This window comes from Streptococcus macacae NCTC 11558 (genome assembly GCF_000187995.2).
Classification (GTDB): domain Bacteria; phylum Bacillota; class Bacilli; order Lactobacillales; family Streptococcaceae; genus Streptococcus; species Streptococcus macacae.
Map to the genome: position 1 here is coordinate 1,781,781 of NZ_AEUW02000001.1, position 15,028 is coordinate 1,796,808.

Annotated in this window: 7 protein-coding genes, 2 tRNA genes, 3 rRNA genes and 2 pseudogenes; 13 read left to right on the forward strand and 1 reads right to left on the reverse strand. The window is 41.2% G+C overall.

Going from position 1 to position 15,028, the window contains the following annotated elements; all coding sequences use genetic code 11:
• The first annotated feature begins 5 nt into the window (after positions 1–5).
• Positions 6–1,421, forward strand: coding sequence for a Fe-S cluster assembly protein SufB (gene sufB / locus STRMA_RS08605; protein ID WP_003080326.1), 1,416 nt, complete (start codon positions 6–8; stop codon positions 1,419–1,421).
• 193 nt (positions 1,422–1,614) lie between these two features.
• Here sufB and pbp3 read toward each other — a convergent pair whose 3' ends face one another.
• Positions 1,615–2,853, reverse strand: a complete 1,239-nt coding sequence (gene pbp3 / locus STRMA_RS08610) for a D-alanyl-D-alanine carboxypeptidase PBP3 (RefSeq protein WP_040841908.1) — start codon at positions 2,851–2,853, stop codon at positions 1,615–1,617.
• A gap of 161 nt (positions 2,854–3,014) precedes the next feature.
• On the opposite strand from pbp3, the gene STRMA_RS08615 reads away from it, so the two are divergent.
• The 12 genes and pseudogenes from STRMA_RS08615 to STRMA_RS08665 all read left to right on the forward strand — a co-directional run bounded on the left by STRMA_RS08615 (position 3,015) and on the right by STRMA_RS08665 (position 14,979).
• Positions 3,015–4,661, forward strand: a complete 1,647-nt coding sequence (locus STRMA_RS08615) for a peptide ABC transporter substrate-binding protein (protein ID WP_040841659.1) — start codon at positions 3,015–3,017, stop codon at positions 4,659–4,661.
• A 135-nt stretch (positions 4,662–4,796) separates the two neighbouring features.
• Positions 4,797–5,732 carry an ABC transporter permease gene (locus STRMA_RS08620; RefSeq protein WP_003081309.1) on the forward strand — a complete coding sequence of 312 codons (936 nt, stop codon included), beginning with the start codon at positions 4,797–4,799 and terminating at the stop codon, positions 5,730–5,732.
• Positions 5,722–6,753 (forward strand): ABC transporter permease, encoded by a 1,032-nt coding sequence (locus STRMA_RS08625; protein ID WP_003079273.1) that lies wholly within the window; start codon positions 5,722–5,724, stop codon positions 6,751–6,753. The genes STRMA_RS08620 and STRMA_RS08625 overlap by 11 nt, the downstream gene beginning before the upstream one ends.
• A gap of 8 nt (positions 6,754–6,761) precedes the next feature.
• Positions 6,762–7,536: pseudogene (locus STRMA_RS08630) on the forward strand (ABC transporter ATP-binding protein); the annotation flags it as partial.
• Positions 7,518–7,811: pseudogene (locus STRMA_RS10055) on the forward strand (ABC transporter ATP-binding protein); the annotation flags it as partial. The pseudogenes STRMA_RS08630 and STRMA_RS10055, both read left to right, overlap by 19 nt.
• Complete coding sequence (locus STRMA_RS08635; protein WP_003080148.1) at positions 7,808–8,728, forward strand: ATP-binding cassette domain-containing protein; 921 nt, start codon at positions 7,808–7,810, stop codon at positions 8,726–8,728. The pseudogene STRMA_RS10055 and the gene STRMA_RS08635, both read left to right, overlap by 4 nt.
• 241 nt (positions 8,729–8,969) lie before the next feature.
• A 16S ribosomal RNA gene (locus STRMA_RS08640) occupies positions 8,970–10,518 on the forward strand.
• Between the two features lie 181 nt (positions 10,519–10,699).
• Positions 10,700–10,772, forward strand: a tRNA-Ala gene (locus tag STRMA_RS08645).
• A gap of 318 nt (positions 10,773–11,090) precedes the next feature.
• Positions 11,091–13,984 (forward strand): 23S ribosomal RNA (locus tag STRMA_RS08650).
• Between the two features lie 61 nt (positions 13,985–14,045).
• Positions 14,046–14,161, forward strand: a 5S ribosomal RNA gene (gene rrf / locus STRMA_RS08655).
• The 16S, 23S and 5S rRNA genes sit together here with 2 tRNA genes alongside, the layout of an rRNA operon.
• Before the next feature lie 5 nt (positions 14,162–14,166).
• Positions 14,167–14,240 (forward strand) — tRNA-Asn (locus STRMA_RS08660).
• A gap of 256 nt (positions 14,241–14,496) precedes the next feature.
• A complete protein-coding gene (locus tag STRMA_RS08665) occupies positions 14,497–14,979 on the forward strand; it encodes a sigma-70 RNA polymerase sigma factor region 4 domain-containing protein (RefSeq protein ID WP_003082354.1) in 483 nt (160 codons plus the stop codon).
• Positions 14,980–15,028 lie beyond the last annotated feature (49 nt).

A 15,028-nucleotide genomic window follows, 5' to 3' on the forward strand; every position in this document is an offset into this window, starting at 1 on the left:
CTTTTATGTCAGAAATCGAAAAAATACAACCGCAGCCTATTGACTTAGGTGATTATCAATTTGGTTTCCATGATGATGTTAAACCAATTGCCTCAACTGGTAAGGGACCAACGAAAGAGGCTGTTGAAGCAATGTCTCGCATCAAAGGTGAACCAGAATGGATGCTGGATTTTCGCCTTAAATCATTGGAAGCATTTTATAAAATGCCTATGCAGGACTGGGGTCCAGATCTATCAGGCATTGATTTTAATGATATTATTTATTACCAAAAACCAACTGATAAACCTGCTCGTTCTTGGGATGAAGTACCAGAGCAGATTAAGGAAACTTTTGAAAAATTGGGAATACCAGAAGCAGAACGTGCTTTCTTAGCCGGTGCATCGGCTCAGTATGAATCAGAAGTTGTTTATCATAATATGAAGGATGAATATGATAAACTTGGTATTATCTTTACAGATACCGATTCTGCTTTAAAAGAATACCCAGAGCTTTTCAAAAAATATTTTGCTAAATTGGTGCCGCCAACTGATAATAAATTAGCTGCCTTAAATTCAGCCTTTTGGTCAGGCGGAACTTTCATTTATGTGCCAAAAGGTGTTAAAGTGGACATTCCTTTGCAGACCTATTTCCGTATCAATAATGAGGGGACGGGCCAGTTTGAGCGAACCCTGATTATTGTTGATGAAGGGGCCAGCGTACATTATGTGGAAGGCTGTACAGCCCCAACTTATTCAACGGCTAGTCTACATGCTGCTATTGTTGAAATTTTTGCACTTGATGGTGCTTATATGCGTTATTCAACCATTCAAAACTGGTCAGATAATGTTTACAATTTGGTTACCAAACGAGCCAAAGCAGCAAAAGACGCAACTGTTGAGTGGATTGACGGCAATCTTGGTGCGCATACCACCATGAAATACCCATCTGTCTATCTTGATGGTGAAGGGGCGCGCGGTACGATGTTATCTATTGCATTTGCCAATCGCGGTCAGCATCAGGATACAGGAGCTAAGATGATTCACAATGCTCCGCGAACCAGTTCTTCTATTGTTTCCAAATCCATTGCTAAGGGTGGGGGCAAGGTAGATTATCGTGGACAAGTGTCTTTTAATAAGTCATCCCAAAAATCTGTTAGTCATATTGAATGTGATACTATTATTATGGATGATATATCAGCATCTGATACGATTCCCTTTAATGAAATTCATAATTCACAAGTCGCTTTGGAACATGAAGCTAAAGTATCTAAGATTTCAGAAGAACAGCTTTATTACCTCATGAGCCGCGGCTTAACAGAAGCAGAAGCTACAGAAATGATTGTTATGGGATTTGTTGAGCCTTTCACCAAGGAACTTCCGATGGAATATGCGGTTGAGCTTAATCGCCTGATTTCCTATGAGATGGAAGGCTCGGTTGGTTAATAGAAATATATAAGTTTTAGAATGGTTTAGCAATCTTTCTAAGACTTTTTTATTTATATATCAGTATAGCAGAAAAAAAGTAAAGTTTAGCGATCAGTAAAAAGGTATCTTAACGTGAAGGCCATAAAAAATGCTAAGACATCCTCTATACATCAGTAAGCAAGTATAGTTTTTAGTCTTAGCCGTTTATCGTTTATAAATTTTTATTGACATATTTAACGAAATGATTCCACAATACTTTTAAAAAGAAACTGCGCTTCACTTCTTTTTGAGCAATTAGTTTAACATGAGGTGGAGATTCAAGATAACCTTGACCAATTGTATTTTTATCTTCTAAGGACGCTCTTGCAATAGTTTGTCCTTTTTTGACAGTTGCAGAAATTTCTTTTTGGGCAGGAATAATTTTTAGCACATTTTGTTTATCAGATGATTTATTGCGGACAACTGAAAAATCCTTTTGAGCAACAGCAGTAACATATGCTTTTTTGCCATCAGTAACCTTAAGCTTACTGCCCTTATAGCTTTCTCCTTTATGAATCAGAGTTGTTAATTCATAGGTTTTATTGATGTAGTTAAGCAAATCATTGGTAGCTTTAAAACGAGCGGATTCATCATTGTTAGAATTATCTGCATTTAGGATAACAGAAATGAGGCGCATGCCGTTTTCATTTGAAGTCGCTACAAATGATGCTCCGGCTAATTCAGTGGTTCCTGTTTTAAGTCCGTCAACTCCTTCGCGTGCATAAGGCATGTTCTGGAGCATATAGTTATATGTTTCCATTTTCGTTCCTGAGAAATCAGCACTTGTTTTTTGACTTATTTTGAGAACCTCAGGAAAATCTTGTATCAAATGTCTTGCTATGATAGCAACATCTTTGGCACTCATCATGTTTTCATCATCGGATTTAGAACCAGGATAGATATTCTTGCCTAGAGTTTTGTTATTAAGACCAGAAGCGTTAACAAGTTTTGCATCAGTGATTCCCCATTCTTTTAACTGTTTGGTCATCATATCAACAAATTTAGGTTCTGTACCGCCGACTTTTTCAGCTAAGGCGATAGCTGCACTGTTAGCACTAGCAATCATTGCTGCTTCGACCAAATCTTTTACAGAGTATCTTCTAGCTTCCATAGGAACATTGCTGGCATCATAATCTCTAGTTAATTGATAAGGATAGTCTGATATTTTTACTTTACTGTTCCAAGATAAGTCACCTGACTGGATCTCTTTATAAACCATATAAACAGTTAAAATTTTGGTGATAGAAGCAATGGCGGCTGAACTATTAGCATCTTTTTCATAAAGTATTTTACCAGTATTAGCTTCAACAGCAATAGCATGTTTGGCAGCGGCATTAAAAGTTTCTTCTGCTTTGACACTGCTGCTAATGAAAGAAAATGCTATCAATAAAAGAAATAGAAACTTTTTCATCATAAGAAATATTATAGCATAATTTTATGGAGCTAACTTTGGTTCTTGTAAAAAGAAAAGCCGAAAGATTTTTCTTTGTAAACTTGCTAAAAGATGTAAAATAAGATAGGATAATATTAACTATTTTCAGGCTATTTTACAATCATATAAAGGGGAACGATATGATAAACAAACAGAAAATGAGGAAATGCGTTAGCTTGGGTGGAGCTGTATTATTACTGGCTTTCATTCTATCAGCTTGTGGCCGTTTTAATATCAATTCGTCAAAGTATGAGATTAACTGGTATTTTCCAGAAGAGATTGCAACTCTTGATATCTCAAAAAGTACAGATGTTCAGTCTGGAATAGCCATTGGTAATTCACAAAGCAATCTGCTTCGTATTAATGATAAGGGAAAGCCAGTGCCTGATTTAGCCTCTAAAGTGGAAGTGTCAAAGGATGGCTTGACTTATGTCGCTACACTTCGTAAAGGGATTAAATGGTCAGATGGCAGTGCGATCACTGCTGAAGATTTTGTGTATTCATGGAAACGTATTGTTAATCCTAAAACAGCTTCTGAGTATTCCAAACTTGCAATTGAATCACATGTTAAAAATGCTAGAGCGATTAATAATGGTCAAATAAAGGATCTGAACGCTTTAGGTGTTAAAGCTCAAGGAAATAAAGTTATTTTTAATTTAGAATCACCTTCGCCGCAAATGCATTATTTTCTGGCTTTTACAAGTTTTATGCCGCAAAAAGAAACTTTTATAAATAAGATCGGTAAAAAATACGGAACCAATGCAGACAGTCAATTGTATTCTGGGCCTTATACCCTTTCAGGATGGAATGGGACAAATGGTAATTTTAAATTGAAAAAAAATAAACATTATTGGAACGCAGGCAAGGTTAAGACCAAAGTTATCAATATTCAAACGATTAAAAAGCCCGATACAGCAGTGCAAATGTATAAACGCGGGGATCTAGATAGTGCTAATATTTCTAATACAGCGGCTCTTTATAAGGCTAATAAGGCTAACAAGGACGCTATTAACATTTTTAGTGCAGCTACTGCCTATATGGAATACAATCAGACTGGCTCTAATAAAGCTTTAGCCAATAAAAAAATCCGTCAGGCTCTAAATTATGCGACGAATCGCCAAGCCTTTGTGAATACAGCAGTTCCCACAGGTTCCAGGCCGGCAACAGGGATTGTACCATATAAATTAGCTAAAGTAGGCAACCAAGATTTATCGGATTACGTTGCACCAGGTTATGAGTATAATATCAATAAAGCGAGACAGTTATTTAAGGAAGGTTTGAAAGAAATTAATGAGACCCACGTGACCTTGTCTATTACATCCGATGCAGACTCCCCAATCGCCAAATCTGGTCTTGATTATATTAAGGGGTCTTGGGAAAAGTCTTTTTCAGGTCTGACTGTGGAAGAAAAGTATGTTCCTTTTAAACAGCGCCTTCAAGATTCACAAATGCATAACTTTGATATCATGATGACCACCTGGGGCGGTGATTATCCTGAAGGTTCAACTTTTTATGCTCTTTTTACAGAGGATTCGCCGCAAAATAATGGCCGCTTTTTAAACTCTGCCTATAATCAAGCTTATAATAAAGCAACGACAACTGATATTTTAAATCCTTTGAAAAGAGCAGATGATTATAAAACAGCCGAAAAAGCTTTGCTGGATGAAGCCAATATTAATCCGCTCTATTTTAGTGCTTCCAAAACGCTGCAAAATCCTAATATCAAAGGGTTGATTCGTAATTCTACAGGTTTAAATGTTGACTTTACCTATGCTTATAAAAAATAAGCATAGAATGTTAACAAATAAAGAAGTAAAGAAGCAGAAAAAAAGCAGCATCTCAAAGACAATTAGTTCTATACTTAAAAGCAAACTCGCCAAATCTCCCAAAAGACAATAGTAATCAAACAAAAAGGAAGGCTTATGCTGAAATATCTTTTCAAACGTTTCATCATTTTATTGATAACTTTATTTATCATTGTCACGCTTACCTTTTTTCTTATGAAAGCAATGAAGGGCAGCCCCTTCAATAATCCTAAATTAAGTCTAGAAAATCTTCTTGTTTTGAAAAAACAGTATGGTTTAGATAAGCCTGAGTGGCAGCAGTATTTGCTTTATTTAAAAAATATTGTTACTGGTGATTTAGGGGTTAGTTTTCAGTATTCAAATCAATCAGTAACGACTTTGCTGCTTCAAAGATTAGGAGTTTCAATACAATTAGGTTTTCAAGCGCTTATTCTAGGTATAGGCCTTGGAATGTTGGCTGGTTCTTTTGCTGCTTTGCATCATCGTACCAAAATAGACCATCTCTTAAGTTTTGTTTCAACTCTTGCTTATTCTATCCCTTCTTTTATTATCGCTGTATTTTTATTAAATAGTTTTGGCTACAGGCTCCAGCTTTTACCAGTATCTGGCTGGGGTTCTTTTCTGCAGACGATTTTGCCAACAATTGCTTTGGCAATCCCTCCCTTTGCTATAATAAGCCGCTTTGTCAGAGCTGAAATGCTTGAAACCTTACATTCAGATTATATTCTATTAGCACGGGCTAAAGGCTTAACGAAACATCAGATTACCAACCAGCATGTCTATCGGAATTCAATAATACCTGTATTAACCGTAATTGGTCCTATGGCAGCTAACCTGTTAACAGGCTCTGTTTTAGTTGAAAGAATCTTTTCTATTCCTGGAATCGGAGAACAATTTGTCAATTCTATTTCATCAAACGATTACCCTGTTATCATGGGAACAACCATTGTTTATGCTATTATATTGATGGTTATGATTTTATTAACTGATATTGCCATAAGTTTGTTTGACCCCCGAGTTCGTTTGCAGCAAGGAGCGTATCATGGCAGATAAAAATAGAAAATTTATTCTTGTTGGCAAGAAGGATATTTTAGCACCAGAAAAGATTGAAGAAAGGCCTTTATCATTTTCTAAGCAGATATGGCAAGAGTTAAAGAAAAATAAACTCTCTATCATTGCTTTAGCTTTTCTCACCCTTCTAATAGTCTTTTCTTTGATCTCACCTTTGCTGGTAAGCCAAAAAGAAGCTAATAGCTTTAATCCTGACAAAGTATCTACTTATAGAAATTTACCACCTAATAGCGGATTAGGAATACCAGGTTGGAATGGTGTTTTTAAAATACCAGGTTCAAATGTAGCTTCTGATGTTTATAAGGAACAATCGGTTCCAGATAACAAAATTTATGTATTTGGGACAGACAATTTAGGACGCAGTTTAGGTAAGCGGCTTATTGTTGGTATTCGTATTTCACTTTTTGTCGCTTTGGCTGCAACTTGTCTTGATTTACTGCTGGGAGTGACTTATGGTCTCATTTCAGGCTATATTGGAGGAGCAGTAGATACTTTTATGCAACGTATCATTGAAATTATCTCTGCAGTTCCTAATTTAATTATCGTGACAATGTTAGGGTTATTATTTGGCAAGGGGATTTTTGCGATTATTTTTTCTATTGGTTTAACCGGTTGGGTAGCTATGGCAAGACAGGTTAGAAATATGACCTTAAGCTATAAGGAAAGGGATTCTATCTTAGCGGCTAAAGTATTGGGGGTAAGTGGTCCAAAAATTGCCTTGAGACATATTTTACCGAATATTTCAGGTGTTATCATTGTTCAGGTTATGATGACTATACCTTCAGCAATAATGTATGAAGCTGTTTTATCAGCTATCAATTTAGGCATTAAACCACCAACTTCGTCTTTGGGAAGTCTTATTGCAGATGCTCAGGAAAATTTACAGTACTATCCCTATCAAGTTATCTTACCATCACTGATTCTTGTACTTATTTCTCTTGCTTTTATTATTTTAGGTGATGGTTTGCGTGACGCATTTGATCCAAAGTCAGATCGATACTAGGAGAAAAAATGGACAAAGAAACAATCTTACAAGTCAGCAATCTTCATGTTAGTTTTCACACTCTGGAAGATACAGTTCAAATTATTCGCGGTGTTAATTTTGATTTAAAAAAAGGGGAAACGTTAGCGATTGTAGGAGAATCAGGTTCTGGAAAATCAGTTCTTGCGCAGGCATTAATGGGTTTATTAACTAAGAATTTTCAGATAAAAGGAGATATAAGCTATAAAAAATGGGCTCTTAATGACTTAAAAGAAGAAGAATGGAACACTATTCGTGGAAAAGAGATCTCTATGGTTTTTCAAGATCCCTTGACCAGTTTAGACCCGACTATGAAAATAGGCTTACAGATTGCTGAACCCCTTATAAGACATCAAAAAATAAAGCGAAAAGAAGCCTTGAAATACGTTCTTGAAATGATGAAAAAGGTGGGATTCGCAAATGCTGAAAAGCATATTAACGATTATCCTTACCAATGGTCTGGCGGAATGCGTCAGCGAGCTGTCCTTGCCATGGCGCTTATAACTAAGCCTGAAATTCTAATAGCTGATGAGCCTACAACAGCTCTTGATGCCACGACTCAATTGCAGATTCTTCATTTCATCAAAGAAAAGCAAAAAAATGAAGGCTCATCAACGATTTTTATTACACATGACCTAGGTGTTGTGGCAGGCATAGCAGATCGTGTAGCCGTTATGTATGCAGGTAAGATTGTAGAGTCTGGGACAGTTGATGAAATCTTTTATAATCCTCAGCATCCTTATACATGGCAGCTTTTAGATTCTCTGCTCTCTGCCAGTGAATCCTGGGAAAAGATGAAATTTATTTCAGAAACTCCTGTGGCTTTCACACAAATCATTGAAGGAGATGCTTTTGCTCCAAGAAATATGTTCGCTCTTGATATTGATTTTGAAGAAGCTCCCCCGCTGTTTCAAGTGAGTCAAACACATTATGCAGCAACATGGTTGCTTGACAGCCGCGCTCCTAAAGTTGTACCGCCAGAAAGTATCTTGAGACGTTGGGAAAAATGGGCGCTATTAAAGGAAAGGCGAAGAAAATGAGTTATAAAAAAGAGAAGTTAGTGGAGCTGAAAAATGTCACTCTAACCTTCAATAAAGGAAAGCCTAATCAAATAAAAGCGCTGAATAATATCAATTTAGATATTTACAAAGGTGAAATTTTTGGTCTTGTAGGAGAATCGGGTTCAGGAAAAACAACTTTAGGAATGTCTCTTCTTGGCTTACAGAATATAGATAAAGGTAAAATAAAATTTGCTGGGAACTCTATCTCACAGTTAAGAGAAAAAGAACTGTTTCGTTTTAGAAAGTTAGCACAGATGATTTTTCAGAATCCACGAGCTAGTCTTGATGGAAGGATGAAAATAAAGGATATCGTTACTGAAGGATTGGTAGCTCATAAAAAAAATATTTCATCTAGGGAACGAGATGTACAAGCAAAGGCATTGTTACAATTAGTAGGTCTAAGTGAAGATTATTTATATCGCTATCCCCACGAACTATCAGGAGGTCAATGCCAACGTGTAGGAATTGCAAGAGCCTTGGCTGTTGAACCCGCCTTTGTCGTTGCAGATGAACCCATATCGGCGTTAGATATGTCTATTCGATCACAAATAGTTCATTTACTAAAAAAGTTACAACTAAACAATGGCTTAACTTATTTATTTATTGCGCATGACTTATCAATAGTTAGTCAATTTTCAGATCGTATAGGTGTTATGCATCAAGGAAAAATTGTAGAAGTAGGGCCTTCACAAGTTATTTGCCGGCGTCCGATTCACCCCTATACCCAGAATCTTTTATCTGCTGTACCAATACCTGATCCTGAAATTGAAAAAAATCGGACCTATAAAGCCTATACTGCTAAAGCTATTGAGTGCAACACTAAAGAACAGCGATTAAGAGAAATTGAGCCAGATCATTTTGCCTTATTAACCGAAAAAGAAGCCAAAAATTTGTAAAAATATTTTTTTATTAACTTAAAGAATCGGCCTATATAAGAGGACTTTTAGAAAAAAGGTAAAAAAAGCCCAGAAAAGAGGTTGACAAAGTTGTTTAGAGTTGCTAGAATATAATAGTTGTCTCAAGACGAGACGAGTCCTTTGAAAACTGAACAAGACGACCAAGTGAGGGTGCTAGGGGACTAGTACCCGTCAAAACAAAGAACTGTCAGCGACAGGAAAAGAAGAGTCACATCAGACTGGACAAGAGAGTTTGATCCTGGCTCAGGACGAACGCTGGCGGCGTGCCTAATACATGCAAGTGGAACGCTGTTTCTGAGTTAGCTTGCTAACTGAGACGGCGTCGCGAACGGGTGAGTAACGCGTAGGTAACCTGCCTCTTAGAGGGGGATAAGGATTGGAAACGATAGGTAATACCGCATAATATCTCTCTAAGCCTTTAGAGGGATTGAAAGGTACAACAGTATCGCTAAGAGATGGACCTGCGTTGTATTAGCTAGTTGGTAAGGTAGAGGCTTACCAAGGCGACGATACATAGCCGACCTGAGAGGGTGACCGGCCACACTGGGACTGAGACACGGCCCAGACTCCTACGGGAGGCAGCAGTAGGGAATCTTCGGCAATGGGGGGAACCCTGACCGAGCAACGCCGCGTGAGTGAAGAAGGTTTTCGGATCGTAAAGCTCTGTTGTTAAGGAAGCAAGTTGGAGAGAGTGGAAAGTTCTCCAATTGACGGTACTTAACCAGAAAGGGACGGCTAACTACGTGCCAGCAGCCGCGGTAATACGTAGGTCCCGAGCGTTGTCCGGATTTATTGGGCGTAAAGGGAGCGCAGGCGGTCTGGAAAGTCAGTAGTTAAAAGCATTGGCTTAACCAATGTCAGCTATTGAAACTGTCAGACTTGAGTACAGAAGGGGAGAGTGGAATTCCATGTGTAGCGGTGAAATGCGTAGATATATGGAGGAACACCAGTGGCGAAAGCGGCTCTCTGGTCTGTGACTGACGCTGAGGCTCGAAAGCGTGGGTAGCGAACAGGATTAGATACCCTGGTAGTCCACGCCGTAAACGCTGAGTGCTAGGTGTTAGGTCCTAAGGGGCTTAGTGCCGTAGCTAACGCAATAAGCACTCCGCCTGGGGAGTACGACCGCAAGGTTGAAACTCAAAGGAATTGACGGGGGCCCGCACAAGCGGTGGAGCATGTGGTTTAATTCGAAGCAACGCGAAGAACCTTACCAGGTCTTGACATCCCGGTGCCATTTCTAGAGATAGGAAGTTACTTCGGTACACCGGAGACAGGTGGTGCATGGTTGTCGTCAGCTCGTGTCGTGAGATGTTGGGTTAAGTCCCGCAACGAGCGCAACCCTTATGGTTAGTTGCCATCATTGAGTTGGGCACTCTAGCCAGACTGCCGGTAATAAACCGGAGGAAGGTGGGGATGACGTCAAATCATCATGCCCCTTATGACCTGGGCTACACACGTGCTACAATGGTTGGTACAACGAGTCGCAAGCCGGTGACGGCAAGCTAATCTCTGAAAGCCAATCTCAGTTCGGATTGGAGGCTGCAACTCGCCTCCATGAAGTCGGAATCGCTAGTAATCGCGGATCAGCACGCCGCGGTGAATACGTTCCCGGGCCTTGTACACACCGCCCGTCACACCACGAGAGTTTGTAACACCCAAAGTCGGTGAGGTAACCGTAAAGGAGCCAGCCGCCTAAGGTGGGACGGATGATTGGGGTGAAGTCGTAACAAGGTAGCCGTATCGGAAGGTGCGGCTGGATCACCTCCTTTCTAAGGAAAAACAAGTAACAGAGGGCGTAAAAAGCGCCTTGATTTTAGGAAATCGACGCTGTGTTCGATGAACACAAGACGATTTATCTAAATCACCAGCTTTTAGCCTGAGTACAATTACTTAAATTCTGTTATGCGTTACAGAAGCACTTGCCGTCTTGTTTAGTTTTGAGAGGGTTGTGGGGCCTTAGCTCAGCTGGGAGAGCGCCTGCTTTGCACGCAGGAGGTCAGCGGTTCGATCCCGCTAGGCTCCATTAAAACAGGATACGAACAGACGATTCGCTTTTTCTAAGAAGTTAGTCTGGCGTTCAACTCAAGGTCTTGTTTTAGTTGATATTAGAATACGATCCTAAACTTCCTAGGAATAAGTCACAAGCGCCTAGTGTCTAAGGGACACGTCGTTGGTTGTCTCCTTATTCTACGCAAGTTTTGCGGCAAACCGCACCGGATCTTAATATCATAAGATGGTTCATTGACAATTGAATAGCTAAACCCCTCTTTCTATAGATTACTCTATAGAAAGAGAGATAACAAAAAGAAACCGAAGCGAAAAAAGCCAAGAACCAAGAAGAGGTTAAGGTAGAAAGGGCGCACGGTGGATGCCTAGGCACTAGGAGCCGATGAAGGACGTGACGAACGACGAAATGCTTTGGGGAGCTGTAAGTAAGCGGAGATCCAAAGATATCCGAATGGGGGAACCCAACAGGTTAATGCCTGTTACCCAACTCTGTTAAGGAGTTGCGGGGGAAGACGCAGTGAACTGAAACATCTCAGTAGCTGCAGGAAGAGAAAGCAAAAGCGATTGCCTGAGTAGCGGCGAGCGAAAGGGCAGGAGGGCAAACCAGAGTGTTTACACTCTGGGGTTGTAGGACTGCAGGAGTGCATAAGGGTATAGAAGAATGACTTGGGAAAGTCAGCCAGAGAGAGTAAGAGCCTCGTATTCGACATAGCCTTATAAACGAGCAGTATCCTGAGTACGGCGGGACACGCGAAATCCCGTCGGAAACTGGGAGGCCCATCTCCCAACCCTAAATACTCCCTAGTGACCGATAGTGAACCAGTACCGTGAGGGAAAGGTGAAAAGCACCCCGGGAGGGGAGTGAAAGAGAACCTGAAACCGTGTGCCTACAAGAAGTTCGAGCCCGTTAATGGGTGAGAGCGTGCCTTTTGTAGAATGAACCGGCGAGTTATGATAAGATGCGAGGTTAAGTTGAAGAGACGGAGCCGCAGGGAAACCGAGTCTGAAAAGGGCGAGAGTATCTTGTTATAGACCCGAAACCAGGTGATCTACCCATGAGCAGGGTGAAGGTAAGGTAAGACTTACTGGAGGCCCGCACCAGGACACGTTGAAAAGTGTTTGGATGACTTGTGGGTAGCGGAGAAATTCCAAACGAACTTGGAGATAGCTGGTTCTCTCCGAAATAGCTTTAGGGCTAGCGTCGACCAGAGACCCTTGGAGGTAGAGCACTGTTTGGGTGAGGGGTCCATCCCGGATTACCAAACTCAGATAAACTCCGAATGCCAAGCGGTTATAGTCGGCAGTCAGACTGCGAGTGCTAAGATCCGTAGTCGAAAGGGAAACAGCCCAGACCACCAGCTAAGGTCCCCAAATAATTGTTAAGTGGAAAAGGATGTGGGGTTGCACAGACAACTAGGATGTTAGCTTAGAAGCAGCTATTCATTCAAAGAGTGCGTAATAGCTCACTAGTCGAGTGACCCTGCGCCGAAAATGTACCGGGGCTGAAACAATTTACCGAAGCTGTGGATTCCGTAAGGGATGGTAGGAGAGCGTTCTATGGGCAGAGAAGGTTTACCGTAAGGAGGACTGGAGCGCATAGAAGTGAGAATGCCGGTATGAGTAGCGAAAGATGGGTGAGAATCCCATCCACCGTAAGACTAAGGTTTCCAGGGGAAGGTTCGTCCGCCCTGGGTTAGTCGGGACCTAAGGAGAGACCGAAAGGTGTATCCGATGGCCAACAGGTTGATATTCCTGTACTAGAGTCAGGAGAGAAGGAGGGACGCAGAAGGCTAGCTAAAGCAGACGATTGGAAGAGTCTGTCCAAGCAGTGAGGTGAGTTAGGAGTCAAATGCTTCTAGCTAAGACATTGAGCTGTGAAGGGGAGCGAAGTTAAGTAGCGAAGTTAGCGATGTCAGGCTGCCAAGAAAAGCTTCTATCGAAGAGAGACTCTACCCGTACCGCAAACCGACACAGGTAGTCGAGGCGAGTAGCCTCAGGTGAGCGAGCGAACTCTCGTTAAGGAACTCGGCAAAATGACCCCGTAACTTAGGGAGAAGGGGTGCTCAGGCAACTGAGCCGCAGTGAAGAGGCCCAAGCAACTGTTTATCAAAAACACAGCTCTCTGCGAAATCGTAAGATGAAGTATAGGGGGTGACGCCTGCCCGGTGCTGGAAGGTTAAGAGGAGCGCTTAGATTAAGGTCGAAGGTGTGAATTGAAGCCCCAGTAAACGGCGGCCGTAACTATAACGGTCCTAAGGTAGCGAAATTCCTTGTCGGGTAAGTTCCGACCCGCACGAAAGGCGTAATGATTTGGGCACTGTCTCAACGAGAGACTCGGTGAAATTTTAGTACCTGTGAAGATGCAGGTTACCCGCGACAGGACGGAAAGACCCCATGGAGCTTTACTGCAGTTTGATATTGGGTATCTGTCACACATGTACAGGATAGGTAGGAGCCAAGGAAGAGTGGACGCTAGTTTACTTGGAGGCGCTGTTGGGATACTACCCTTGTGTGATGGCTACTCTAACCCGGTTGAGTGAACCTCAACGGAGACAGTGTCTGACGGGCAGTTTGACTGGGGCGGTCGCCTCCTAAAAGGTAACGGAGGCGCCCAAAGGTTCCCTCAGACTGGTTGGAAATCAGTCGCAGAGTGTAAAGGTAAAAGGGAGCTTGACTGCGAGACGGACAGGTCGAGCAGGGACGAAAGTCGGGCTTAGTGATCCGGTGGTACCGTATGGAAGGGCCATCGCTCAACGGATAAAAGCTACCCTGGGGATAACAGGCTTATCTCCCCCAAGAGTTCACATCGACGGGGAGGTTTGGCACCTCGATGTCGGCTCGTCGCATCCTGGGGCTGTAGTCGGTCCCAAGGGTTGGGCTGTTCGCCCATTAAAGCGGCACGCGAGCTGGGTTCAGAACGTCGTGAGACAGTTCGGTCCCTATCCGTCGCGGGCGTAGGAAATTTGAGAGGATCTGCTCCTAGTACGAGAGGACCAGAGTGGACTTACCGCTGGTGTACCAGTTGTCTCGCCAGAGGCAGAGCTGGGTAGCTATGTAGGGAAGGGATAAACGCTGAAAGCATCTAAGTGTGAAGCCCCCCTCAAGATGAGATTTCCCCTAACGATAGGTTAGTAAGAGCCCTGAGAGAAGATCAGGTAGATAGGTTGGGAGTGTAAGCCTGGTGACAGGTGAAGCGGACCAATACTAATCGCTCGAGGCCTTAACCGCAAGGCGCTGAGGGAGAGGGTTTAGCTGTTCAATGGTGAGTGAGCGATCATTCAAGAAGAGGTTAAGTGACGATAGCCTAGGGGATACACCTGTTTCCATGCCGAACACAGCCGTTAAGCCCTAGCGCGCCTGAAGTAGTGGGAGGCTGCCTCCTGTGAGATAGGGGCGTTGCTTAGCCAGATTCCGGCATAGCTCAGTTGGTAGTAGCGCATGACTGTTAATCATGATGTCGTAGGTTCGAGTCCTACTGCCGGAGTTATTCTATCAAGTTAAAATAAGATTGGGTTATCCTAGTCTTATTTTTTTATTTGGTCTTTTAATTAGAAGTTTAAGCATCCCTTTACTTTGAAAAATAGATATAAAACAATTCTTATGCTATATTGAAGATAAAGGTATATAGTCTTTTATATTTTTGCTTTATTTTATATTATTTTTAGAACAGGACATTTATGTCCTGTTCTTTTAGAGAATTTATCTATATAATATCCATATGGGAGGAGATTATGAAATATATGAATGAAGATTTTGAAGATATTTTTGAAAAGGTAAAACCAATAGTTTTAAAGATAAAAAGGCATTATTTTATAAAGCTTTGGACCCATGATGATTGGTATCAAGAGGGGATGCTCATACTCTATAAGCTTTTAAAGGAAAGACCTGAAGTGGTAGCAGATGATACTAAATTATTTATTTATTTTAAAACGAAGTTTTCAAATCATATTAAAGATGTATTGAGAAAGCAGGAAAGTAAGAAAAGGCGTTTTAATAAAATGCCCTATGAAGAAGTTGGGGATATTGCTCACTGCCTTTCGGATAAAGGTATGTTGCTTGATGAATATGTTATGTTTCATGAATGTTTAGATCAATTTAAAAAAAGTCTGGATGACAGTGAACAAGAGAAATTTGAACGTTTAATTGCGGGAGAAAAGTTTGCTGGCAGACAAGCATTGCTTAAAAAACTAAGAATAAGTTTGAATGACTTCAAAGAGGAGTAATTCAGTGTTTATATTATGATAAATTAACCTTATCTTTGAACTTTTTGTT

Coding starts and splice junctions, on each gene's coding strand:
- pbp3 (WP_040841908.1), bottom strand. CDS start 2,853: ATGAAAAAGTTTCTATTTCTTTTATTGATAGCATTTTCTTTCATTAGC.
- STRMA_RS08615 (WP_040841659.1), top strand. CDS start 3,015: ATGATAAACAAACAGAAAATGAGGAAATGCGTTAGCTTGGGTGGAGCT.
- STRMA_RS08635 (WP_003080148.1), top strand. CDS start 7,808: ATGAGTTATAAAAAAGAGAAGTTAGTGGAGCTGAAAAATGTCACTCTA.
- sufB (WP_003080326.1), top strand. CDS start 6: ATGTCAGAAATCGAAAAAATACAACCGCAGCCTATTGACTTAGGTGAT.
- STRMA_RS08625 (WP_003079273.1), top strand. CDS start 5,722: ATGGCAGATAAAAATAGAAAATTTATTCTTGTTGGCAAGAAGGATATT.
- STRMA_RS08620 (WP_003081309.1), top strand. CDS start 4,797: ATGCTGAAATATCTTTTCAAACGTTTCATCATTTTATTGATAACTTTA.
- STRMA_RS08665 (WP_003082354.1), top strand. CDS start 14,497: ATGAATGAAGATTTTGAAGATATTTTTGAAAAGGTAAAACCAATAGTT.